Here is a 22,931-nt window from a genome sequence, read left to right on the forward strand (position 1 = left end):
CCGTGAGGTTATAGCGAGATCGTTCGGCATCGTCATTGCGAGCGTAGCGCAGCAATCCAGCAATGCGTCTTGTGAACCGCTCTCCCCCGCACTGTCGTCTCACCGCTCGCTGTGGCTAAGGGTCCCGGGTTCGCGCTTTGCGCCCGGGACGATGGCGGAGTTTGAGGCGGCAGCGTTACCCCACCGCCCCCGAACCCCGCAGCTGCTTGATCGCCGCCTCGTCGTATCCCGCGCCGCGCAAAATCTCGTCACTGTGCTCGCCGACGGCGGGCGGCTTGCGCGGCTGAACCTTCTTGGCGCCGTCGATCCAGATCGGGCTGTTGATGGTAAGCATGGTGTCGTTCTCGAACGGCACCAGCACTTCGTTGTCGAGCATCTGCTTGTCGTTCGGGATGTCGTCGAGAATGGCGACGACGCCGAACACGAGGCCGCTGCCGTCAAGGATCTTGCGCCATTCGGCCAGATCTTTGGTTGCAAAGGTGTCGTCCAGGATCTTGATCAGTTCCACCGAGCGGGCGTGGCGGTCCGCCTTGGTGACGAAGCGGGGATCATTGATCAGGTCCTCGCGCCCGAGGCACTTGGCCAGCGTCGGAAACTGCTTCTCTTCGCTCAGCAGCGACAGGATCAGCCAGCGGCCGTCCTTGCACTGATAGTGGTTGGCGACCGCATTGAGCGCGCGCTCGCGCGGACGCCGCTCGCCGAACTTGGCGCCGCAGAGTTTTGCCTGCGCCAGCACGCTCGCCGCCCACACGCCGTTGGCCATCAGATTGGAGGCGACATGCGAGCCCTTGCCGGTCTTCTCGCGCTGGTAGAGCGCTGTGACGATGGCGCCGTAGAACGCCATGGCGCAGGGATGGTCGCCCATGCCGGCGACGGAGCGGGCCGGCGTGGTGTCGGTGTCGGCGCGGACCAGGTCCATCAGGCCGGAGCGCGCCCAATAGGCGTTGCTGTCGAAGCCGGGCTTGTTTGCCTCTTCGCCCTTCTCGCCATAGCCGGTGAAGGAGGCGTAGATCAGCCGGTCGTTGAGATGGGCGAGGTGGTCATAGGTGATGCCAAGCTTGGCGCGTACCGGCGGCGGCATGTTGGTGATGAAAACGTCGGCCTCTGCGACCAGCTTGTAGAGCACGGCCTGCGCTTCCGGCTTCGACAGATCGAGCGCAATGCTCTTCTTGTTGCGGGCTTCCAGCAGCCACGCGAAATTGTGCTCGCCGGAGGGATAGCCGGGCAGGTTCGGCAGATTGCGATAGGGATCTCCGGCACCGGGCGGCTCGATCTTGATGACATCGGCGCCGAAATCCGACAGCACTGTCGCGGCCGCGGGCGCTGCAATGAAGCTCGCGCAGTCCAGAACTTTCAGGCCTGAAAAGATGCCTTTTTCCATCGCGGCGTCGCTCCCTCGCTCTTGTCGTTTCCCGCGCGCTGGAATTGGCGCGGGCAGGTCATGGGAGCATTAGACCGATGTTTCCGCGGGATGCAACGGCGCACGGCGCAGGGCCTCACTCCTCTCCCGCAAGCAGCGCAGCGTTGCCGCCAGCGGCGGCGGTGTTGATGGTCACCGTCTGCTCGGTCGCAAAGCGCGCGAGGTAGTGCGGGCCGCCGGCCTTGGGGCCGGTTCCCGACAGGCCGTTGCCGCCGAACGGCTGCACGCCGACCACCGCGCCGATCATGTTTCGGTTGACGTAGATGTTGCCGACCTGCACGCGGTCGATGATGGCCTCGATCGTATCGTCGATGCGGGAATGGACGCCGAGCGTCAGCCCGTAGCCGCTGCGCTCGATGGCTTGCAGGACGCGTCCGAGATTTTCGGCAGGGTAGCGTACGACGTGGAGGATCGGACCGAACACCTCCTCCTTAAGCTGGCCAGCCTCCCTGAGTTCGAAGATGTGCGGCGCGACGAAGCAGCCGTCCGGCGCGTGGCCTGCAAAGTGCAGCCGCGCCTCGGTCTTCATTCGTGCGATATGCGCGTCGAGGCGCTGCTTGGCCTCATCGTCGATCACCGGACCAACATGAGTTGCGACGTCACGGGGATCGCCGATCTTCAACTCGCGTGCCGCGCCCGCGATCATCTCGATCATGCGGTCGGCGACGTCCTCCTGCACGAACAAGAGCCGCAAAGCCGAGCAGCGCTGGCCGGCGGAGCGAAATGCCGATGTGACGACGTCATCGGCAACCTGCTCGGGCAGCGCGGTGGCATCCGCGATCATGGCGTTGATGCCGCCGGTCTCGGCGATCAGCGGCACGATCGGCCCATCCTTGGCAGCCAGCGTCCGGTTGATCAAGCGCGCCACCTCGGTCGAGCCGGTGAAGACGACACCGGCAATATCGGGATGTGCCGTCAGGGCAGCGCCAATGCGACCCTCGCCGGTGACCAGATGCAGCGCGCTCTTGGGGATGCCGGCCTCGTGCAGCAGGGCCACGGCGTCGCGCGCGATGCGCGGCGTCTGCTCGGCGGGTTTTGCCACCACGCTGTTGCCGGCCATCAACGCCGCCGTGACCTGGCCCAGGAAGATCGCCAGCGGAAAATTCCACGGCGAGATCGCAACGAAGACGCCGCGGCCGCGCATTGCGAGCGCATTGCTCTCACCGGTCGGACCCGGCAAGGCGGCATCGCTTCCGAACAGCTTGCGGCCCTGCGCGGCATAATAGCGGCAGAAGTCGGCGGCCTCGCGCAGCTCAGAGAGCGCATCGTCCAGGGTCTTGCCGCCCTCGGCCTGCAGCAGCGCGATGAAATGGGCGCCGCGGCTCTCCAGCAGATGCGCGGCCTGATCCAGCGCCGCCGCGCGCATGGATGCCGGCGTCCGGCTCCAGGCGGCAAAGCCCGCACGCGCAGCTGCCACTGCCGCGTTGGCCTGATCCGGCGTTGCGCCGGCGACGGGCTTGAGGTCCGCGGCTTCGGCTTTCACGTCAGCCAGCAATTGGTCGAGCGCAGCGCGCGCGCCGAATTCGACGCCGCGCGAATTGCGCCGCTCCGGCGCGAAGAGATCGCCGGGCAGCGGAATCTTGGGATGCGCCGCTGCTTGCGGCCGGAGGATGGCATCCGCCGGACGCTGCAACAGCGCCGTAACGGGCACGCGATAATCGGCGGCCTTCGCCACGAAGGAGGAATTGGCGCCGTTCTCCAGCAGGCGCCGCACCAAATAGGCGAGCAGGTCGCGATGGCTGCCGACCGGCGCATAGGTGCGGTAGGCGATCTCAGGATGGTCCTTGGCGAGCTGCTCGTAGAGCGCTTCGCCCATGCCATGCAGGCGCTGGAATTCGAAGCCGCCGCTATTGCCGGCAAGCTCCAGCACGGTCGCGACCGTCAGCGCATTGTGGGTGGCGAATTGCGGGAAGATGCGCGGCCGCAGGCCGAGCAGCTTCGAGGCGCAGGCGACGAAGTTGAGATCCGTCATCGCCTTGCGCGTGAACACGGGATAGCCGTCGAGCCCGCGCTCCTGCGCGCGCTTGATCTCGGTGTCCCAATAAGCGCCCTTGACCAGCCGTACCATCAGCTTGCGGTCATGTGCGCGGGCGAGGGCGTCGACATAGTCGATCACCGCGGCGGCGCGTTTCTGATAGGCCTGGACCGCGAGACCAAATCCGTCCCAGCCGGCAAGTGAGGTATCGGCGAGCGTTGCCGCAATCACGTCGAGCGACAGCTCCAGCCGATCGGCTTCCTCCGCATCGACGGTGAAGTTGAGGTCATGGGCCTTGGCGCGCTGCGCCAGATCCATCAGCTGCGGCACCAGCTCGGCCATCACGCGGTCGCGGCTGATCGCCTCGAAGCGCGGATGTAGTGCCGAGAGCTTGACCGAGATGCCGGGCCGGTCGGGCAGGGGATGCTTGCCTGCCGCCTTGCCGATGGTTTCGATCGCGCTGGCGTAGGCGTCGAAATAGCGCCTGGCGTCGGCGGCCGTGCGCGCGCCTTCGCCGAGCATGTCGAAGGAGTAGCGCTGCTTCTGGCCGGAGCGCGGGCGGCCCCGTTCCAGCGCCTGCTCGATGGTCTCGCCCAACACGAAATGATTGCCCATCAGCCGCATGGCCTGGCGCGTCGCCGTGCGCACCGCCGGCGCGCCGAGCCGCTTCACGAGCCGGCCGATGGTGCCGTCGGGCGTCTCGCCGGGCTGGATCACCCGCGCCGACAGGCCGAGCGCCCAGGCCGAGGCGTTGACCAGGAACGCCGTGGACTTGGTCTCGTGGTGGATGAAATCGCCCTCGCCGAGCTTGTCTTCGATGAACTGGTCGGCAGTGCGCGCATCGGGTACGCGCAGCAGCGCCTCCGCCAGCACCATCAGCGCGAGCCCCTCCTTGGTCGATAGTGCAAACTCCCGCAGCATGTCCTCGACCCCACCAAGCCGGTCGTCGCGCTTGCGGATCGCCTCGATCAGCCGCGTCGCGGTGCGGTCGATCCGCGCCTCCTGCGGCGGGGCCAGATGCGATGTCGGCAACAGGCGCGCGGCGATCTCGGCGTCATCAGGTGCATAGGGGGCGGTGAAGGGAGGCGGAATGTTCGGCATGGCGGGTCCTGTGGCTGAATCCAGGATAATGCCGGAGCTACCGTAGTTCGATAGACAATCTTGGTGGTTTACCTTAGGAAATGAGGATTAGAAGCGGTTCGGCCTCACAAATCATGGAACTTGATCGAATCGACCGGAAAATTCTCTCCATCCTGCAGGAGGATGGACGCATCGCCAATGTCGACCTCGCCGAGCGCATCGGGCTGTCGCCGACCTCGATCGGCGAGCGGCTGAAGCGGTTGCAGCGGGAGGGCTTTGTCGAGGGCTATGGCGCGCGGCTCAATCCGCACCGGCTCGGCCTCGGGCTCCTGGTGTTCGTCGAGGTGCTGCTCGACAAGACCACGCCCGATAATTTCGAACGGTTTGCGCGCGCGGTAAAACTCGCGCCCGAAGTGCTGGAGTGTCACATGGTTGCCGGCGGCTTCGACTATCTTGTGAAGGCGCGGCTGGCGGACATGACCGCCTATCGACGCTTCCTCGGGGAGACCCTGCTGTCGATGCCGGGTGTGCGCGAGACGCGGACCTATGCGGTGATGGAAGAGATCAAGCGCGACGCACCGTTGCCGGTGGACTGAGGAAGTGCTGTCGCGATCGTCATTGCTGTGGCGTTGAACGAGCGGTCTCGCGCGAAAAATAGCTCTCGTATGCAATCGCAACGCCTGTCGTCGAATGCACTCACCGTCTTCTAAAAATTTCTTGGCCCGCTCCCGGATTGATCCGGGAGGGCAGCAAAAGCTGGCGGGCTTAGACTTTGAGGTTCTCTGCGGAGCTTTTGCCTCGGTTTGCGATCTCTTCGTATTCAACCGTCTGCCCTTCGTTCAGGGACGACAGACCGGCCTTCTGCACTGCCGAGATATGCACGAACACATCCTTGCCGCCCGACGCAGGCTGGATGAATCCATAACCCTTCGTCGGGTTGAACCACTTGACCGTACCTTTAGCCATCACGTCTTCTCCGCGGGTCTTCCTCCGAGATCTCGAACCGCCAGTCCCCGCCAACCGGCCGGTTCGGTCCTAACAGAATACGCGGAATGTGGCCGGCTTGGTAGCTCAAACCACATCAGCATTTCGCCGAATTCCGCTCAACTTCGCAGCGCTTTTTGCCGGTTTTGCCCGTTTCGCGGTCAAGGGTCCGCTCGTCCCCGCGCCATCCGTCAATACGTCGCCGCCAGATAATCGACGATCTTGCCGACATCGGCATCGTCGATCGGTGCGCCATAGACCTTGATCATCTTGGTTACTTCGGCCTGCCAGAAGCCTTTTTTGTCCTTCATCGGCGGCTGCGTCTTGATGTAGTCGGCGGAGTGGCAGGCGCTGCAATTGCCCTGCACGACCTCAAGGTTGGGCCCGGGCTTGAGGGCGGCGACCTCGTCGGGCGTCTTGTAATTGACCGGCGCGGCAAGCGCCGAACCCACCGCGGCGGCGATGGCGAGTGAGACGGCGAGGAGAACGGTGCGCTGCATGATCATTCTCCTTCAGGCCACGGTCACGCGGACGGCTTCGACGACGTTGCGCAAATAGCCCGCCGGATTCCAGCGCGGCGTTTCCGGCTGCGTCTCGCCGCCATTGCCGGTGGCACGCACCTTGAGCTCATGGCTGCCTGCCGGAAGCTTCACCGGCAGATTCCATTCGCGGAACGAGTATTTGCCGAGATCCTTGCCGAGCTTTGCGCTCACCCAGGTCTTGCCACCGTCGGTCGAGACCTGGACCTCCCTGATGCCCTTGCCGCCGTCGAAGGCGATGCCGCGCAGGGTCACAGCTCCCGCCTTCAGCTTGGCGCCATCAGGCACGCTGGTGATGAAGGAGCGGATGGTGAAGCGGTTGATCGGGATCGTCGCCTTCGGCGCCGTGCCGGGCTCGATCGCGTTATCAGGCGTGTCGGGAATGCGATAGGCCGACTTCATCCAGAAGCCGTCATAGACATTGTCGATCACGGTGATCTCGTTGAGGTGCTTGACCCAGTAGGTCCCGTAATAGCCGGGCACGATCAGGCGCAGCGGAAAGCCGTTGAGGAACGGCAGGTCCTCGCCGTTCATGCCGTAGGCCAGCATCACCTCGCCATCCCTGGCGTGATCGATATCGAGCGCCTTGATGAAATCAGGCGTCTTGTCGCTGACCGGCCCGTCCATGCCGTTGAACGTGACCTGCCTGGCGCCGCTCTGGACGCCCGCCATCTCGAGCACCGCCTTCAGCGGCACGCCGCGCCAGCGCGCATTGCCCATGGCGCCGTTGGCGAGCTGGCCGCCGGCGACGCGCGGCTCGACGAAGCCGCGGCTGTTGCCGGAGCACTGATTGACGGCGACGATCTCCGTCGCCTTCATCTTCCTGATGTCTTTCAGCGAAAGTTTCAGCGGCTTGTCGACCTTGCCCTTGACCTCCAGCGTGAACTTGTCGGGGTCGAGATCGTAGGGCAGGTCGGAGAGATGATAGCGCACGAAGAACGCGTTGTTAGGCGTGATCGGGCCGTCGTTGAAGATCGCAAACGGCGTCTCAAGCTGCGGCGGCCGGCTGGTCAGGCCGATCATCGGCCGCTTCTGCGGATATTTCACCAGCGGCCGTTCGCCGTTGGCGAATGGGAGCGTGACGGTGTCGAGTGCCAGTGCCTTGGTGGAATTCAGTGTGGCCGCAAGTGCGGTCAAGCCCGCTCCTTTGAGCAGGTCGCGTCGGTCGAACATCTGGTCCCCTCCCGGAGCTTTTCGTCGGGCCGGCGGTCATCACCGCGATCCTGCGTCCATCTGTCTCGACCATTTGGTTGAAGTCAATTCGTGCTTTCGCAGCAGGCCCATGCCGCTGCGTTGCAGCAGGCCGGTGTTGCGCTCGTCACGAGAATGACTGAGCCGTCGCCGCAGCGAAGGTGTGGTCCCTGGCCCCGTTCTTGCGGGCGACGACGAGCTTCGCTCGCGCTAAGAGGGTTGGGTGAGGGGCCTCTCTCCACGCGTGCGACTGCCGCGAAACCTGTACCCTACCGGGAAACTGCGGTACGCGCGCATTCCGACCTGTCTCCGCAAGGGGGGAGAGGTGAAGAGTCAAGCCGCGACGCGCTCGCTTCGATCAACCAGCGCCGTCAGCTGCCGCGCATCCGCCACAAGGCGCACGGCAAGCGGCTCGTCGCGGCCGCGGATCGCGACCTCCTGCAGAGGCAGGGCGTCGTCGACAAGTCCGGCGGTGCGGCGGACTTCTTCCGAGACGATCGCTTCACAGGCAAGCGTCTTGGTCATGTCCTGGAGCCGGGCCGCGACATTGACGGCATCGCCGAGCGCGGTGAAGACGATGTGATCGCGATAACCGATGTCGCCGATGATGACCTCGCCGCCATGAATACCGACGCCGAAGCGGATCGGCTGGCGCAGATCGTGGCTCAGGAGCTCGTTGAGTTCGTCGATATGCGTGGCGATGCCGGCGGCAGCCTTCAGCGCCTGCCGGCAGGCCTGTTGCGGATCGGCAGTCAATCCGAACAGCGCCAGCATGCCGTCGCCGACGAACTGGTTCGGCTGGCCGCCGTTCTCGATCACCGCCTGCGACACCGCGCCGAGGAAGCGGTTGACGATGAAGACGGTGTCGAACGGCAGCCGCTTTTCCGCGAGCTGGGTCGAGCCGCGCATGTCCACGAACAGACTGACGAGATAGCGCTCCTGGCCGATTCGGGCTGGTGTCGAGGCCTGCCCGTCCGCATGCGTGTGCGGCGTGAAGAGCTGGAAGAAGGAGAGATCGGACGAAGGCCGCAGCTGGCAGGCCAGCCGGATCGAGGGATCGGCGGTGCCGACACGGGTGAGCACGAAGGCCTCGCGCTGCGACGGTGTAGGCAGCGCGTCATGATCGCCGATGATACGGATGCGGCAAGTCGAGCAGCGGGCGCGGCCACCGCAGACGCTGGCATGCGGCACATTGTGGCGCAGGCTCGCTTCCAGCACGGAGAGGCCCTTGGGGACCCGTACCGTCTTGCCGTTGCCGTAGGACAGCGCGATCATGCCGCCGCGCCGCTCGCGCCAGGCTCGCACGCCGCGAGCCGCCAGCGCCAGCGCCAGCAGACCGAAATAGCCGACGGTGAGGCCGCCGGTGATGCGGTCGAGCGTGTTGCCTTCCGCGACCGTGCCGACTTGACGGCGGGAGAGATTTTGCGCACGCCAGTCTCGATCGTCGCTCTCGATCTCGACGCTGCGGCCGCCCTGATAGATGCCGAGTAGCGACAATGTCGGAATCAGCACGGCGGCCGCGAGCAGGTAGGGCGCCGCGCGCGTGAAGAATGGTTTGAGCCGAAGCCAAAAATAGATGCCGATACAGCCGTGCACCCAGGCGATCAGCAGAAGGATCGTCATTTGCCAGAGCCGACCCGGCGATGCGACGAAGAACAGATACAATTCCTGCGGATAGAGCTTCTCATGTCCGTACAGCGTCTGGCCGAGCCGCACCCCGATCACATGTCCCATGATCAGCGCGGGGATGCTCAAGCCCAGCACGAGCTGAAGCGGCTCGATCGTCCGCCAGCGGAACTGCCGGCGTTGATACAGCGCGTAGATGCCGAGCCCCATATGCGTGAGCGCCGCCGTGTAGAACAGGATCGCGACGGGGAGGAACTGCCAGAAGACGGTGTGATAGTAGACCCCGGCCTCCATGGCATCGACCGAGACGTTGCCGAGCGCATGGTTGAGGAAATGGCTGATCACATAACAGAACAGGATCACGCCGCAGATGAGCCGCACCTGCCGCACGCTGGTGGCGCGGACGAGTTCGGACAGATGTGCAGGAGCCATGGCCATGATTCGGTTGTATCAGCTCACGAAGGAGAACAGCCAGCGTAGCGTTTAATTCCGGGGCTGGACAGCTTGCGGGGTCAGATACGCGGGAAGCCGCCACAATCTCGGTGTCGTCCCGTACAAGCTCAGACCGATCCGGGACGACGATCGGGTCGGGAGCCCCCGCATTGACTCCCCCTCCCAAGTTGGGGAAAAGCGCCGCCGTGACGACAGCCCCCGACATCACGATGCCCCCCGACAGCGCGGCGCGCCGGCCCCTCGTCATGGCCGTCGCGGTCATCGCGGTGATGACCGTACTCCGCATCCTCTACGCCTCCGCGATCGAGCTGCGCACCGACGAGGCCTATTACTGGACCTGGTCGAAGGAGGGCGCGCTCAACTTCCTCGATCATCCTCCGGGCATTGCATGGCTGATCCGTTTCGGCACCGCGATCTTCGGCGACACTCCGCTCGGTGTCCGCTTCGGCGGCATCGTCGCGATGCTGGTGACGCAGCTCCTGCTCGCCGACATCGTCCGCCGCCTCACCCACGATGCGCGCGCTGTCATGTTCGCGGTGCTGATGCCGGAAGCTGCGCTTTATTACGGCCTGCTGATGGCCAAGGTCGCGCCCGATGTCGCCATGATCCCGTTCGCGGTAGCGATGGTGTGGTCCTTGGTACGGCTGGCGCAGAGCGGCGACGGACGCTGGTGGCTCGTGGCCGGGCTGTTCGCCGGCCTCTCGATGCTGTCGAAATTCACCGCGATCATGTTCGCGCCCGCGGTGGCGGTCTTTCTGCTGGTGCCGGATTGGCGTTGGCGCTGGTCGCGCAGCCCCTATCCCTATCTTGCCGTGCTGGTTGCGATGACCGTGTTCTCGCCGGTGCTGATCTGGAACGTGCAGCACGATTGGGCCTCGTTTCGTTTCCAGGGCGTGCGCGCCACCGCCAATTACGGCATCTCGCTGCGGACGATCGGCGACTTCATTGGCTTGCAGTTCGGTCTGGTCGGCTTTGTCATGCTGCCGGTGGTGCTGACAGGCCTGGTGCTGACGGCATGGCGCGGCTACCGCACGCGCGAGCCGGTCGCGATGCTGTTGTCGACCGCCGTACTGGTGCCGTTTCTCTACTTCCTGGCGAAGTCGACGACGCTCCGGGTCGGCGACACCTGGCCGATGTTCATGTGGCCGGTCGGCTTCGCTGCGGCGGCCGTGAACCTTGCGACGATGGCAAGGGAGGGCTGGTCGGCCCGGATGCTGAATTCGTCGGTGTTCTGGGCGCGAACGGCGATCGTCTCGGGCATCGCCTTCGTCGTGATCGTGTTCCTCTATTATGTCGCCGCGCCCTGGAATCTCCTGGGCAAGATCGATCCGATCGGTGCCGAGGCCGGTTACGAGCAGGTCGCCGCGCGCACGCAGGCAGCGCTGGATGAAACCGGCGCGACCTGGATTGCCACCACGGACTACCGCACCTATGCCATGATGCGCTGGCTGTTCAGGGGGCGCGTGCCTGTCATCGAGATCAACGAACGCGGCCGCTTCCAGGATTTCAGCGACCCCGGCATGGACCGGATCAAGGGCCAGGCCGGCATCTATGTCGGCCGCGAGCCGGACGATCGTTCGTCGCTCTGGGAGAGCATCCCCGCCAAGCGCGAGCCGCTCGGCCGCGTCGAACGCCGCTGGCGCGGCGTTCTGTCCGACACCTATGTGCTGGAGAAGCTCACCGGCTGGACCCCGCAGCTGTCGCCGCCGAAGGATTCACCGCTGTTCCAGTGGCGCGTGCTGGCGGGGGAATTCGAGAAGCCTGTGCTAGCCTGACAAGGCGAACGCTGGCCCTTTCCTTCTCCCCTTGTGGGAGAAGGTGGCGCGAAACGCCGGATGAGGGGTCTGTCTCCGCGAGCGCATCTCTAGCGTTGAGTTCGAGGAGGCAGACCCCTCACCCGTCTTGCCGCTTCGCGGCGAGCCACCCTCTCCCACAAGGGGAGAGGGAATAGCGAGCGCCGCGCCAGCAAAGCGCTACTCCTCTCCGTCCTTCTTCCGCAGCAGATCCGTCGCCAAATCTGACAGCTTCGGCGGCGGCAACGCTGCGAATGGCAGCGGGCGTGTGACGTCGATGGCGGCTAGCCCCAGCCGTGCCGTCAACAACCCATTGAGCACGCCTTCGCCGAGGCGCTGAGACAGTTTCGCCGCGATGCCGTGACCGAGCATCTGCTGCACCAGGCTGTCGCTCGCAGCCATGCCACCGGTGATGGCGAGATGGGCGATGACGTGACGGAGCAGGCGGATCATGCCGAGCGCGCCGGGGCGCCCGCCATAGAGCCGCGCCAGCTGACGGATCAGGCGCAATGCGGCGACGAACACGAACAGCACGTCGATCGCGGCGCGTGGACTCACCGCGGTCACGATCGAGACCTTTTGCGCGGCTGATGACACCAGCCGCCGCGCCTCGGCATCCAGCGGCGACATCAGCTCGCGCTCGGCGAGCCGGATCATGTCGGCGCCGTCGATGATCTCGCCGGCGTGGCTCTCCAGGGTGGCCCGGGCGCGCGCGAGCTGCGGGTTCTGGTGCGCGATCTTGAGCAGATCCTGCACGATGACGCGGCTCTCCTTGCGGTCGTCGCTGGCAAGCACAGCGGCAGCGCGCTGGTGCAGTTGCTCGATCGCGGCGAGGCGCGCGAGACCGAACCCCTCGCGGCCGATCACCACGGCGAGCGCAAGCGCGGTCACGAGCGCAAACGCCAACCCGACGTAGCCGAGGCTCTCGCTGCGTGCGAACAAATCCTCGATCAGATGGACCACGCCGAGGCCGGTGCCGAGCAGCGTCAGCCCGGCAACGCCCGACCAGAACAGCGCGCCCCAGGGAAAACCGCGGCGGGCGGGCGGCACGGTTTGAACCGGCACCGGCAGCATGGACGGATCAGGCTCCGGCGTGATCTGGATGGTGGCGCGGCTGAGTCGGCTGGTCTCGTCGGCTTCGGTGACGACGACGCCGGGATCGTCGAGCCGGAACGTCGCCGGTCGCCGTGGCTTCGATCGGTCGTTCATGACAGCTTGTCTCCGATCAGGAACTGCAAGGCACGGTCGAGGCGGATGTGAGGCAGCGTCGGCGGCTCGCTGCCTCCGCACTCGAGTGGGGGCGGCCGAAAGCGCAGGAAGCGGAAGTCGCTCGTCTCGGCAGCCTCGGTCGCGAGGCCGCGGAAAGCATCGATGCCGTTGAACAGCGGCTCGGGATCCAAGGGCAGGTCGCCCGGAAAAGTCGCGACCTCGGTGTTGCCGTCGAAGAACTCGCCGCCGGCGCTTTCGCCCGCGGCTGGCGTTCCGAGGATTGACGGCAATCTGTCGCGGCCCCGCGCGACTTGCGCTTCCGTTGTGGCGCGCACCGCGGCAAGCGCCACAACGTCGATCGCCGCGCCGGTATTTTCCGCGCGGGCGACGGCGCCGGCGACGGCGCGGCGCAGCACGGCCTCGAGCCGGTCGTGGCTGGAATGATGCAGATGGTCCGCCTTGGTCGCCGCGAACAGGATGCGGTCGATGCGCGGCCGGAACAGGCTGGAGAGGATCGTGCTGCGGCCGATGTTGAAGCAACCGAGAATGCCGGCAAGCGCGGCTTCGAGATCGTGCAGCGCCTCGGGACCGGAGTTGAACGCGGCAAGCGCATCGGCCAGCACGATCTGGCGATCGAGCCGGGCAAAATGATCGCGAAAGAACGGGCGCACCACCACGTCCTTGTAGGCTTCGAAGCGGCGCACCATCATCGCCCACAGCGATCCGTCCGGCGCCTGCCCGCCGGCGGGTACCTCGAGCGGCGCGAAGGTCAGCGCCGGGGAGCCTGCGAGATTTCCGGGCATCAGGAAGCGACCGGGCGGCAGCAGGCTCATCGCAAAGCGCTCGTCGCGACAGGCGCGCAAATAATCGGTGAAGAGTTTTGCCGCGGTGAGCGTCGCCTGCTCGTCCTCGCGGGCCCCGGGCTTGAGCGTTGCCAGATGCGCGTGCCATGCGCTCGCAAGATGCGCACGTGGCGCCTCGCGCGACAGCGCAAGGCTCTCCGCCGACCACTGCTCGAAGCTCTTCTGCAGCAGCGGCAGGTCGAGCAGCCATTCGCCCGGATAGTCGACGATGTCGAGTGTCAGCGTGCGGTCGGCGCCGTTTGGGCGCTGATAGTCGATGACGAGCCTGAGCTCGCTGATGTCGACGGTCGACTTCGGCCAGCGTCGCTCCTCGACCAGCGCGCGCAGATGGCTCTCATAGGCAAAGCGCGGCACGGCATCGTCCGGCTGCGGCGCCAGATGCCCTCGCGCGATCCGGCCCGAGGCATAGGCCTCGAACACCGGAAACCGGCCACCGCGGGTGAGGCCGTGGATCAGCGCGGTGATGAACACGGTCTTGCCCGCCCGCGACAGGCCCGTGACCCCGAGCCGCACCGTCGGATTGAAGAAATGCTCCCCGTAGTCGATCAGCGCCTGGGCCGACAAGCGCGCTTCTTCGACCATATCCTGGAAACTAAATGCCATATGAACGTTGGGAATCCCAGGCGGCCGGAAATGTGAAAGCGTTCACAGAAATGGCAATTGCGTGAAGAAAATCAAGCTTCATACTTCCACCGCCTTTGCCGCCAGATCAGCCGTTTGAACGACGCGCCGGTTCCGAAACACCCATACTAGAGCGTATTGCTTCACCTTGCGGATTGCCATGACCGTCTTCCAACTGAAACAGCTTGCATCCAATTCTGTCCACGCCGCGGCCGACGTGATGGGCTGGAACTACGATCGCGCCGAGCTGATCGCCGATGGCCTCATCCACGCGATCGGCGTGCTTTGCGGCATCGTTGCCGCGACCGTGCTGGTGGTGCTGACGGTGCTCTATGCCGACGCGACCGACGTCGTCGGCGTCTCGATCTATGTCGCGGGCCTGCTTTCGATGCTGGTGTTGTCGGCGACCTACAATCTCTGGCCGGTCTCGCCGGCCAAATGGCTGCTGCGGCGCTTCGACCACTCCGCGATCTATCTGCTGATCGCGGCGACCTACACGCCGTTCATCCTGGAGGTGAAGGACAGCGGGTTCGCAATGGCGCTGCTCGCCGGCGTCTGGTGCGTGGCGATCCTCGGCATCGTGCTGAAACTTCTCTATCCCGGCCGGTTCGACCGCGTCGCGGTCGGCATCTATCTCGCCATGGGCTGGAGCGGCGTGATGCTCTACGATTCCGTGGTTCAGGCGTTGCCCGCGCTGGTGCTGGGCCTCATCCTTGCCGGCGGCCTGCTCTACAGCTTCGGCGTGATCTTTCACGCCTGGCGACGGCTGCGCTTCCAGAATGCGATCTGGCACGGCTTTGTCTTGGCCGGAGCGGCGTGCCATTATACCGCGGTGCTCGACCTGGTGTTGAGCTGAGCAAGCTTCAAGAAGCGGTATAAGATTAGAGGAGACGTCGCATGCAGGTGACCGGCAAGGTCGTGGTCGTCACGGGCGGCGCAAACGGCATCGGCAAGGCGCTGTGCGAGGCCTTTCACAACGCGGGCGCAGCCAAGGTTGTGCTCGCCGACCTGGATGCCGCCAATGCAAGGGCGGTCGCGGCCGCGGTGGACGGCGCCGCCTTCAAATGCGACGTCGCCCAGGAGCAAGACATCTCGCATGTCATTGAGGAGACCGAGCGGCAGTTCGGCCCCATCGCACTGTTCTGCTCCAATGCCGGAATCGGCGGCGGCTTCGATCCGATCTCCGTCAATGCCGGCGGCGCCTCCGACGAGCCGTGGCAGCGCAGCTGGGCGATCCACGTCATGGCCCATGTCTATGCGGCGCGGCATCTTATCCCCCGCATGAAGGCGCGCGGCGGCGGCTATTTCCTCAACACCATCTCGGCCGCGGGCCTGCTGTCGCAGGTCGGCAGCCCGGCTTATTCGACGACCAAGCACGCCGCAGTAGGCTTTGCCGAGAATCTCGCGATTTCGCACAAGGCCGACAACATCAAGGTCTCGATCCTCTGTCCGCAGGGCGTCGACACCAACATGTTGCGCTCGATTCCGAAGGGCCCGCAATCCGGCGACGGTGATCTCACGCCGGAGCAGGTTGCAAGGGATGTGCTCGCCGGCCTCGAGCAGGAGACATTCCTGATCCTGCCGCATCCGCAGGTGCTCGGCTACATGCGCAAGAAGACCGAGAATTACGACCGCTGGCTCGGCGGCATGGCCAAGATCCAGGCCAGGATGCGGGAGGAGTTCGGGACTTAGATTCCGGGCTACGACATCGTCAATGCTTCTGCCCGTACAGCACCGGCACCGCTGAATCCACGACGACTTCGACCAGGCTCGTCCCTTCAAACGCCATCCCGCGCTTCAGCGCCTCGCCGAGCTCCGCCGCCTTCGTCACCCGCGCCGCATGGCAGCCAATGCCTTCGGCGAGCCGGACGAAATCGATTCCCGGCAGCTCCAGTCCCGGCACGTTCCTCACCTGCATCACCTGGCTGAAGGAGCGCATCGCGCCGTAGCCGGAATTGTTGAGGACCACGACGGTGAGCGGCAGCTTGCGTTGCGCCGCGGTCCATAGCGCCTGGATCGAATACATCGCCGAGCCGTCGCCGATCAGGCAGACCGTGCGGCTGTTCGGCTTGCCGAGCGCCATGCCGACGGCGGCGGGCAGTGAGTAGCCGAGGCCGCCGCTTGCCATGGTGTAAAAACTGTCCTGGCCGGGCATCGGCATGAACTTCTGCATCGCCGGCCGGTGCGAGGGAACCTCCTCGACAACCGACGTACCCTCCGGCATCGCCTGCGACAGCGAATGCAGCAGGAACTCGACCGGCAGCGGATCGGCGGCTTCCGGGGCCGGCGGCAGGGTCCGGCCTTTTGGCGCCGCGCGTTTGCTCTCCGGCAAGAGGTCGAGCAGCAGGGTGAGCGCCGGCTTCATGGTGGCGATGATGCTGGTGCCGACGGGCGTGACAGCCGCCGCATCCGGATCGTCCGTGATCTGAAAGATCGTCGCGCCGCCATCGAAGATCGCGGCGTGGCCCTCGACATGGAAGGTGAACACTGGCGCACCGATGACGACGACGAGGTCGTGCTCCCGCAGCGCGTCGGAGAGCTGCGCAGGCGAGGCGTGCAGGAAGCCGGCGAATTGCGGATGCCGCTCCGGGAATGAGCAGCGCGCCGAGAACGGGCTGACCCAAACGCTGGCCTTGGCCTTCTCGGCAACGCGCACCATCAGGTCCACCGCGCCGGCGCGATCAATGCCGGGGCCGACGACGAGGGCAGGGTGTTTGCTCGAGGCGAGCGCCGCGACCAGTGCCTTCATCGCGTCAAGCTCGGGGCCGGTCTCAAGGCTGACCTTGCGCGCTTCCACCGGCGCCGTCGCATGGGCCCAGTCGTCGACCGGGATCGACACGAAGGTCGGCCCGCAGGGCGGCTGCATCGCAGTGTAATAGGCGCGCGCGATTGCGGCCGGCACGTCCTCGGGCCGCGCCGGCTCGACACTGTATTTGACATAGGGCCGCGGAAATTCGGACGCGCGCTCGGCATAGAGGAATGCCTGCAAGGGAAGGATCGAGCGCGCCTGCTGGCCCGCGGTGATCACCAGCGGGGTCTGGTTGCGATGCGCGGTGTAGATGTTGCCGAGCGCGTTGCCGACGCCGGCGGCCGAATGCAAATTGACGAAGCCGGCGTTGCGCGTTGCCTGCGCGTAACCGTCGGCCATGCCGACCGCGCTGGCCTCCTGCAGCGCCAGCACGTAATCGATGTCGTCGGGCCAGTCGCTCAGGAACGGCAGCTCGGTCGAGCCGGGATTGCCGAACACCCTGTTGATGCCGAAGGCGCGCAGCAGGTCGAGCGTCGCCTGCTTGACGGTGACGGATTTGCTGCCGGTCTTGCCGTTCTTGGACATGGTTTCCGTCCCCGCATAGTTTTATTTGGCCGTCATTCCGGGGCGCGAAGCGAACCCGGAATCTCGAGATTTCGGGTCCGGTCCTGCGGACCGTCCCGGAATGACGCTGTATCTCTCACCACACCGCCGTGCCCTTCATCGTCGGCTGGCCCTCCGCGTTCGCGGTCCACAGCTCCATGCCCGTCTCGGTCTCGTTGGCGTTGATGGAGAACTCCGTACCCTCGAACAGCGGCTGCAGCCCGCGATAGGTGAACTTCTTCGGCGCCTTGCCGCCATGCAGCTTCGCCGCCATTTCGACGATCAGCGCCGCCTGCAGCGGCCCGTGGAAGATCAGCCCCGGATAGCCCTCAACCTTGGTGACGTAGTCGCGGTCGTAATGGATGCGGTGGCCGTTGAAGGTCAGCGCGGAATAACGAAACAGCAGCACGGGATCGGAGACATGGGTCTCGCGGTGCTGCGCGGTCGGTGGTGGAGGCGGGGTCTTGCCGCCAGCTGGCGCGCTGCTCGTCATCTCGCGATAGACGATATCCTGCCGCTCGCGGATGGCGACGCCCCGCGGCGAGGAGATGCTGTGCTCGACCGAGACGAAGCACAGCGTGCCGGTCGATCCTGATTTCACCTGCACGTCCGCGATGCGCGAGGTCCGCGTGGATTCATCGCCAACCTGCAGCGGTTGCAGGAACTCGATCTCGCCGCCCGCCCACATCCGGCGCGGCAGCGGCACCGGCGGCAGGAAGCCGCCGCGGGTGGGGTGACCGTCGGGGCCTAGCATCGACATCGGAAACACCGGCTGCGCCAGGCACCAATGCACCGTGAACGGCGCGGCGTCGCCCCTTTTGGGTTCGCCGATCTCCTGGAACAGCGTCGCGCGTAGGCCCATCACGAGCTGCGCTGTGACGATGTCGGTCGCCTCAGTGCTGCGGCCGATCCATTGCCGCAAATGATCGATGTCGAGCTTTTCGGTCATGACGCCTCGCTCTTGTTAAGTCCTCGATGGACGTTCGCCGATGGCGGGCACGGCACCATAGCTGCGGGTCTCGCCGACGATGATCGGCGCCGGCGCGGGGTAGCTGACGCGCCCGTTCGGCGTGTCGACCTCGATACGACGCAGATGCGGATGATTGGTGAGATCTGCCATGGTGTTGACCTCGGCAAACGCGATGTCGGCGTCCGACAGCCGCTTCAAGAGCTCGTCGCGCGTCATCTTGCCGAAGATGTCCGCAACGATCTTGTCGGTGAAATCGCGGTTGCGCACGCGCTCGACCATGTTGGCGACGCGGGGATCAGCGGGCAGGTCGGGCCGGTCCAGCACCTTGGCGCACAGCGTCTTCCACTCGCGCTCGCTCTGGATCGAGATCAAAATGTCCTTGCCGTCCTTCGAGGTGAACACGCCATAGGGCGCGATCGAGGGATGGCGCAGACCCATACGCTTGGGCGGATTGCCGGCCTCCGAATTGAGCAGCGGCACGGTGCACCAGTCGGCCATCACGTCGAACATGGAGATGCGGATGTCGGCGCCCTTGCCGGTGCGCCCGCGCGCGATCAGCGCTTCCAGGATCGCCGCATGCGCGGTCGCGCCGGTCGCGACGTCGACGATCGACATGCCGACGCGCGAGGCGCCGTCAGGGTTTCCGGTGATGGACGCAAGCCCGCTCTCGGCCTGGATCAGCAAATCATAGGCCTTGCGGTGCGCGTAGGGGCCCTCGTCGCCATAGCCGGTGATGGTGCAGGAAATCAGCTTCGGATAGTCCTTCAGCAGCCGCTCGCGCGAAAAGCCGAGCTTGTCCATCGAGCCCGGCTTGAGGTTCTGGATCAGCACGTCGGCGCTTGCGATCAGCTTCTCCAGCTCGGCGCAGCCTTCTTTCGTTGCGAGATCGACCACCGCCGATTGCTTGCCGCGGTTGAGCCAGACGAAGTAGCTGCTCTGGCCCTTGGCCGCCGCGTCATAGCCGCGGGCGAAATCTCCCTCGGGCCGTTCGATCTTGATCACCTCCGCGCCGGCATCCGCCAGCCGCGAGGAGCAGAACGGCGCCGCCACCGCCTGCTCGACCGCAATCACCCTGATCCCGTCCAATGCTCCCATGATCGCTGCCCTCAGTACGAGCGCGGCATGCCGAGCACGTGCTCGGCGACAAACGAGAGCACGAGGTTGGTCGAGATCGGCGCAACCTGGTAGAGCCGCGTCTCGCGGAATTTGCGCTCGACGTCGTATTCCTCGGCAAAGCCAAAGCCGCCATGGGTCTGGATGCAGGCGTTCGCTGCCTCCCAGGACGCATCGGCCGCCAGCATCTTGGCCATGTTGGCCTCCGCGCCGCAGTCGAGCCCGGCTTCGTACTTGCGCGTGGCTTCCTTCACCATCAGTTCGGCCGCGCGCATCGAGGCGTAGGCCTTGGCGATCGGGAACTGGATGCCTTGATTCTGGCCGATCGGCCGGCCGAAAACGCTGCGCTCCTTGGCGTAGTTGGTCGCCTTGGCGATGAACCATTTTGCGTCTCCGACGCATTCGGCGGCGATCAATATGCGCTCGGCATTCATGCCGGAGAGGATGTAGCGAAAGCCCTTGCCTTCCTCGCCGATCAGATTCTCCGCCGGCACCTTCATGTCGGTGAAGAACACTTCGGTGGTGGCGTGGTTCATCATGGTGCGGATCGGGCGGATCTCGAGGCCGTTGTTCTTGGCCTCGCGCATGTCGACGATGAACACGGAGAGGCCATCGGTGCGCTTCTTGGCCTGCTCCTTCGGCGTGGTGCGGGCCAGCAACACCATCAGGTCGGAATGTTCGGCGCGGCTGGTCCAGATCTTCTGGCCATTGACGATGTAGCTCTCGTTGCCGTCCTTGCGCGCGAAGGTCTTCAACGAGGACGTGTCGGTGCCGCTGGTCGGCTCGGTGACCCCGAAAGCCTGCAGCCGCAATTCGCCGCTGGCGATCTTCGGCAGGTACTTTGCCTTCTGCTCGTCATTGCCGTGCCGCAGCACGGTGCCCATCGTGTACATCTGGGCGTGGCAGCCGCCGCCGTTGCAGCCCGCACGCTGGATCTCTTCCAGGATCGCCGCGGCCGCCGACAGTTTCAGCCCCGCGCCGCCATATTCCTCGGGGATCAGCACCGAGAGGTAGCCGGCCTCGGTCAGCGCATCGACGAAGGCCTTGGGGTAGGCCATCTCGCGATCGAGCTTGCGCCAATAATCGCCGGGAAACTGCGCGCACAGCTTGGCGACGGCTTCGCGGATGTCGGCGTAATCTTCGGTGTGGTGTTCTTCGCTCATGGCGTTTCCAGTCAATAGCGGCAGTTAAGATAACGCCGGCCAACCCTCTGGCGTTGTGAAAACATCGCCAGCCCCCTATGCTCATTTGTTATAGCGTATGAAGTAGCCTTCCAGGATTGGCAAGCATGGACTTCCGGCAGCTCAGGACCTTCAGTTGCGTGGCGGAGCTCGGCAGTCTCTCCAAGGCGTCCGACACGTTGCGCGTGGCACAGCCGGCGTTGAGCCGGCAGATCAAGCTCCTGGAACACGAGCTGCGCACTGAACTCTTCACCCGCAACGGCCGCGGCATGGTGCTGACCGAAGCCGGCCAACTGCTGCTGGCGCGCACCTCCGGCATCGTTCGGCAGATCGACCAGATCCGCGACGACATTCAGTCGGCCAAGGGCCCGCCGTCCGGGCAAGTCGTGCTCGGCCTGGTTCCGACCGTGAGCTGCGTGCTGTCGGCGCGCTTTGCGCGGCGCTGCGTCGAAAAGTTTCCCGGCATCTCGCTGCGCATCGTCGAGAGCTACAGCGGCCATCTCGTCGAATGGCTGCATCGCGGCGAGATGGACCTCGCCATCCTCTACGGCCGCTCGGCCGATTTGCATCTCAACGTGGCGAGCCTCGGCCGCGACAACATCGTCGCGGTAGGCCCACCCGGCTGCGGTCTCGCACGCAAGAAGAACGTCGACATCGGCTGGCTGTTGCGGCAACGGCTGGTGTTGCCCTCTCATTCCCACGGCCTCCGGGCGCTGATCGAGCACGCGGCCGCCCAGCGCAAGATCAAGCTCAACGTCCAGCTGGAGGCGGATTCGTTTCGCGTGCTGACGAGCCTCGTCGAGGAGGGTCTCGGCTTCGCGCTGCTGCCGCCCTCATCGGTCCACGGCGAGGTCGCCGAGGGACGGCTCGAAACCGCGCCCGTATCGAAGCCGATGACGCGCGAGCTCATTTTCGCTTCTCCGATCGATCGGCCGGTCTCGACGGCCTCGCTCGCCGTCACCGCGCTCCTGCGCGAGGAGGTCGCCGCCTGCCGCAAGGAAGGCGTGTGGGACATCAGGTTGGCTTGAACGTCAGCGCCAGAATCTCAGGAGGATTTAGGACACAAGCGCCCGGCCGGCCCTTCGCATATGGCGCGAGCTGTCATGCCGGAATTTTATAGCTGGGCTACGGCCGCTGCGAGCGTGACCCGCACGTGCATACACAACCTCGTCATTGCGAGCGAAGCGAAGCAATCCACAATGTCCACGCGGAGAGATTCTGGATTGCTTCGTCGCAAGGGCTCCTCGCAAGACGGAGGATGGAGTCTACCCCGGAATTCGCACCGGCAGCGTCTCGTACCCCTTGATGAAGCTGGAATAGATCCGCTTGGGCTCGCCGACCACCTCGATACGGTCGAAGCGCTTCAGCATCTCCTCCCAGACGATCTTGAGCTGCAGCTCGGCGAGGCGCATGCCGACGCAGCGGTGGATGCCGAAGCCGAACGAAAGATGCGTGCGCGGCCGTGGGCGATCGATGACGAACTCGTTCGGCTTCTCGAACATCTCCTCGTCGCGGTTGCCGGAGACGTACCACATTACCACGCGGTCGCCCTTCTTGATCCGCTTGCCGCCGATCTCGGTGTCCTGGAGCGCCGTGCGCCGCATATGCGCCAGCGGCGTCTGCCAGCGGATCACCTCGGGCACCATGGAATCGATCAGCGCCGGATTCTTCCGCAGCATCTCATACTGCTCCGGGTTCTCGTTCAGCGCCAGCACCGAGCCCGTCATGGTGTTGCGCGTGGTGTCGTTGCCGCCGACGATGAGCAGGATGATGTTGCCCATGAGATTGTCGGGGTCCATGTGGCGGGTGGCGTCGTTATGGGCCATCAGCGACAGCAGATCGTTGCGCGGCGCGGAGTTGACGCGCTCGTTCCACAGCTTGGACATGTAGGCGTAGCACTCGTCCATCTCGCGGCGGCGCTCTTCGGCGGAGGCAACGATGCCGCTCTTGGGCAGCGCGGTCGAGACGTCGGACCAGCGCGTCAGCTTGCGCCGCTCCTCCCAGGGGAAGTCGAACAGGGTCGCCAGCATCTGCGTCGTCAGCTCGATCGAAACGCGCTCGACGAAATTGAAGGTCTCGTTCCGCGGCAGATTGTCCAGCACGGTCTGCGCACGCTGCCGGATCAGCTTTGCCAGCTCGTCGAGATGTGTTGGCGTGAACATCGGCGACACCGTCTTGCGCTGCGACGAATGCTTGGGCTGGTCCATCGCGATGAAGCTCGGATAGTCGTAGCCTTGCGGCACGTCTCGGATCGAGATGCCGCCGAGGGTCGAGTCCGAGGAAAAGATGCCGTGATTGGTGTCGACATGCATGATGTCGTTGTATTTCACCACCGACCAATAGGGCTCGATCGGTGCATTGGTGCAGTAATGCACCGGCTCTTCCTTGCGCAGCCGCTCGAACCACGGCCACAGCGTGTCGTCCTGGAACAGTCGGGGGGCGCCGGGGTGGAACTGCGACAACGGCGTCGCATAGGCCTCCTCGCGGGCCCTGCGCATGCGTTCGGCCTTGTCCACTTTAACCGGCGCTTGGATGTTCATCGTGGTGGCTCCAGTTGGTCT

Annotated in this window: 18 protein-coding genes; 5 read left to right on the forward strand and 13 right to left on the reverse strand. The window is 65.1% G+C overall.

What is annotated here, in order from left to right:
* Window positions 1–175: 175 nt before the first annotated feature.
* Both IVB28_RS28775 and putA read right to left on the reverse strand, forming a co-directional pair.
* Window positions 176–1,381 carry a CoA transferase gene (locus IVB28_RS28775; RefSeq protein WP_247530836.1) on the reverse strand — a complete coding sequence of 402 codons (1,206 nt, stop codon included), beginning with the start codon at window positions 1,379–1,381 and terminating at the stop codon, window positions 176–178.
* A gap of 115 nt (window positions 1,382–1,496) precedes the next feature.
* Window positions 1,497–4,496, reverse strand: a complete 3,000-nt coding sequence (gene putA / locus IVB28_RS28780) for a bifunctional proline dehydrogenase/L-glutamate gamma-semialdehyde dehydrogenase PutA (RefSeq protein WP_247530838.1) — start codon at window positions 4,494–4,496, stop codon at window positions 1,497–1,499.
* Window positions 4,497–4,609: 113 nt separating this feature from the next.
* On the opposite strand from putA, the gene IVB28_RS28785 reads away from it, so the two are divergent.
* Window positions 4,610–5,071 carry an Lrp/AsnC ligand binding domain-containing protein gene (locus tag IVB28_RS28785; RefSeq protein ID WP_247530840.1) on the forward strand — a complete coding sequence of 154 codons (462 nt, stop codon included), beginning with the start codon at window positions 4,610–4,612 and terminating at the stop codon, window positions 5,069–5,071.
* Window positions 5,072–5,240: 169 nt separating this feature from the next.
* Here the strand turns inward: IVB28_RS28785 and IVB28_RS28790 are convergent, their stop codons facing one another.
* The 4 genes from IVB28_RS28790 to IVB28_RS28805 form a co-directional block, all read right to left on the reverse strand.
* Window positions 5,241–5,441, reverse strand: coding sequence for a cold shock domain-containing protein (locus IVB28_RS28790; RefSeq protein WP_007596519.1), 201 nt, complete (start codon window positions 5,439–5,441; stop codon window positions 5,241–5,243).
* A gap of 209 nt (window positions 5,442–5,650) precedes the next feature.
* Window positions 5,651–5,959, reverse strand: coding sequence for a cytochrome c (locus IVB28_RS28795; RefSeq protein ID WP_247530842.1), 309 nt, complete (start codon window positions 5,957–5,959; stop codon window positions 5,651–5,653).
* Between the two features lie 12 nt (window positions 5,960–5,971).
* The gene (locus tag IVB28_RS28800) at window positions 5,972–7,171 is read right to left on the reverse strand and encodes a molybdopterin-dependent oxidoreductase (protein WP_247530844.1); all 1,200 of its coding nucleotides are present in this window, start codon (window positions 7,169–7,171) and stop codon (window positions 5,972–5,974) included.
* Between the two features lie 351 nt (window positions 7,172–7,522).
* The gene (locus tag IVB28_RS28805) at window positions 7,523–9,253 is read right to left on the reverse strand and encodes an adenylate/guanylate cyclase domain-containing protein (protein ID WP_247530846.1); all 1,731 of its coding nucleotides are present in this window, start codon (window positions 9,251–9,253) and stop codon (window positions 7,523–7,525) included.
* Between the two features lie 224 nt (window positions 9,254–9,477).
* On the opposite strand from IVB28_RS28805, the gene IVB28_RS28810 reads away from it, so the two are divergent.
* Complete coding sequence (locus IVB28_RS28810; protein WP_247530926.1) at window positions 9,478–11,043, forward strand: glycosyltransferase family 39 protein; 1,566 nt, start codon at window positions 9,478–9,480, stop codon at window positions 11,041–11,043.
* Between the two features lie 198 nt (window positions 11,044–11,241).
* Here IVB28_RS28810 and IVB28_RS28815 read toward each other — a convergent pair whose 3' ends face one another.
* Together IVB28_RS28815 and IVB28_RS28820 are read right to left on the reverse strand one after the other, a co-directional pair.
* The gene (locus IVB28_RS28815; RefSeq protein ID WP_247530848.1) at window positions 11,242–12,270 is read right to left on the reverse strand and encodes a TIGR01620 family protein; all 1,029 of its coding nucleotides are present in this window, start codon (window positions 12,268–12,270) and stop codon (window positions 11,242–11,244) included.
* Entirely contained in the window at window positions 12,267–13,736 is a 1,470-nt protein-coding gene (locus IVB28_RS28820) for a YcjX family protein (protein ID WP_247530850.1), read from the reverse strand. The genes IVB28_RS28815 and IVB28_RS28820 overlap by 4 nt, the downstream gene beginning before the upstream one ends.
* Before the next feature lie 178 nt (window positions 13,737–13,914).
* On the opposite strand from IVB28_RS28820, the gene IVB28_RS28825 reads away from it, so the two are divergent.
* Together IVB28_RS28825 and IVB28_RS28830 are read left to right on the forward strand one after the other, a co-directional pair.
* On the forward strand, window positions 13,915–14,610 hold the full coding sequence (locus tag IVB28_RS28825; RefSeq protein ID WP_247530851.1) for a hemolysin III family protein: 696 nt from the start codon (window positions 13,915–13,917) through the stop codon (window positions 14,608–14,610).
* Between the two features lie 41 nt (window positions 14,611–14,651).
* Window positions 14,652–15,446, forward strand: a complete 795-nt coding sequence (locus tag IVB28_RS28830) for an SDR family oxidoreductase (RefSeq protein WP_247530853.1) — start codon at window positions 14,652–14,654, stop codon at window positions 15,444–15,446.
* Between the two features lie 19 nt (window positions 15,447–15,465).
* On the opposite strand, the gene mdlC is transcribed toward IVB28_RS28830, so the two are convergent.
* The 4 genes from mdlC to IVB28_RS28850 all read right to left on the reverse strand — a co-directional run bounded on the left by mdlC (window position 15,466) and on the right by IVB28_RS28850 (window position 20,352).
* The gene (gene mdlC / locus IVB28_RS28835; RefSeq protein ID WP_247530855.1) at window positions 15,466–17,088 is read right to left on the reverse strand and encodes a benzoylformate decarboxylase; all 1,623 of its coding nucleotides are present in this window, start codon (window positions 17,086–17,088) and stop codon (window positions 15,466–15,468) included.
* Window positions 17,089–17,203: 115 nt separating this feature from the next.
* Complete coding sequence (locus tag IVB28_RS28840; protein ID WP_247530857.1) at window positions 17,204–18,055, reverse strand: MaoC family dehydratase N-terminal domain-containing protein; 852 nt, start codon at window positions 18,053–18,055, stop codon at window positions 17,204–17,206.
* Window positions 18,056–18,070: 15 nt separating this feature from the next.
* The gene (locus tag IVB28_RS28845) at window positions 18,071–19,171 is read right to left on the reverse strand and encodes a CaiB/BaiF CoA-transferase family protein (RefSeq protein WP_247530859.1); all 1,101 of its coding nucleotides are present in this window, start codon (window positions 19,169–19,171) and stop codon (window positions 18,071–18,073) included.
* Between the two features lie 11 nt (window positions 19,172–19,182).
* Window positions 19,183–20,352 (reverse strand): acyl-CoA dehydrogenase family protein, encoded by a 1,170-nt coding sequence (locus IVB28_RS28850; protein WP_247530861.1) that lies wholly within the window; start codon window positions 20,350–20,352, stop codon window positions 19,183–19,185.
* A gap of 125 nt (window positions 20,353–20,477) precedes the next feature.
* Here IVB28_RS28850 and IVB28_RS28855 point away from each other — a divergent pair, with 125 nt between their 5' ends.
* Window positions 20,478–21,398 carry a LysR substrate-binding domain-containing protein gene (locus tag IVB28_RS28855; RefSeq protein WP_247530863.1) on the forward strand — a complete coding sequence of 307 codons (921 nt, stop codon included), beginning with the start codon at window positions 20,478–20,480 and terminating at the stop codon, window positions 21,396–21,398.
* A 237-nt stretch (window positions 21,399–21,635) separates the two neighbouring features.
* Here the strand turns inward: IVB28_RS28855 and IVB28_RS28860 are convergent, their stop codons facing one another.
* Window positions 21,636–22,910, reverse strand: coding sequence for a cytochrome P450 (locus IVB28_RS28860; protein ID WP_247530865.1), 1,275 nt, complete (start codon window positions 22,908–22,910; stop codon window positions 21,636–21,638).
* Window positions 22,911–22,931 lie beyond the last annotated feature (21 nt).

It is taken from the genome of Bradyrhizobium sp. 199 (assembly GCF_023073355.1).
Classification (GTDB): Bacteria; Pseudomonadota; Alphaproteobacteria; order Rhizobiales; family Xanthobacteraceae; genus Bradyrhizobium.